This is a genomic window from Streptomyces sp. A3M-1-3, from assembly GCF_024213665.1.
In the GTDB taxonomy this organism is placed as follows: Bacteria; Actinomycetota; Actinomycetes; order Streptomycetales; family Streptomycetaceae; genus Streptomyces.
The window spans coordinates 1-888 of record NZ_JANAVP010000084.1 but is presented as its reverse complement, the minus strand read 5'-3'; the positions used below and the strand labels follow the sequence as shown (position 1 = coordinate 888).

The window sequence follows — 888 nt, the reverse complement described above, 5'->3', positions numbered from 1 at the left end:
AGAGGGCGTTTGGCGTAGACGTATTGCCCCATATCTCCTAGTAGGTTCCTCGCCAGGTTGGTGTGGTTTCGTCCGTTATGCGCCTGGCGAGGTTGTCGATCGACGCGATGTGGATCATGGCTTCGGAGCTGGCGGGCAGGGTCTCATAGTCGCGGGCGAGGCGGCGGTGCATCATGATCCAACCCAGACTTCGTTCAACGACCCAGCGCCTTTTGACGACATGGAAGCCGCGAACTCCGGGCTTTCTGTTGACGACTTCGACGTCGATTCCGAGGTTGGCTCCGTGCTCGACGACGGCGTTCTTGAACCCGGTGTCGACCCAGCTCTTGGAGATGGTCGGATAGGTCTTCTTGGCCTGGTCGAGCAGCTGTATTCCGACGGCGTTTTCCGAGAGGCTCGCGGCGGTGACGGTCACGGCGAGGATCAGTCCGATCGTGTCGGTGAGGATGCCCCGCTTCCGGCCGACGATCTTCTTGCCAGCGTCTGTTCCCTGGCTGGTCAGGGGTACGTTGGTGGAGGTCTTCACGCTCTGGGTGTCGATCACGGAGGCAGTCGGATCGGGCTTGCGCCCCTCTTTTACGCGGGCCAGGCCGGTGAGGTCGTAGTTGAGCTGAACGAAGATTCCCTCGTCGCGCCAGGCCGCGTAGTAGGAGTAGACGGTGCCGTGGTTCGGGAAGTCGTGCGGAAGGTATTTCCAGGGGATTCCGGTGCGGTTGACGTACAGAATCGCGTTGAATACGTCGCGGAGTTCGACCGAGGCCGGCTGGCCGGTGGGGCGGCGGTCGAGCCGGGCTTTCCTCCAGGCCGTCAACGTCGGCTCGATCAAGGCCCACCGGGCGTCGGACAGGTCGCTGGGGTACGGCTTCCGCTGGCTCACGGCCCAGCGTG

General features: G+C 63.1%; 1 protein-coding gene. It reads right to left on the bottom strand.

The features are described from left to right. Positions 1-37 precede the first annotated feature (37 nt). Positions 38-877: an IS5 family transposase gene (locus tag NLX86_RS34260; RefSeq protein WP_254375727.1), complete on the bottom strand. Its 840-nt coding sequence runs from the start codon at positions 875-877 to the stop codon at positions 38-40. Positions 878-888: the final 11 nt, after the last annotated feature.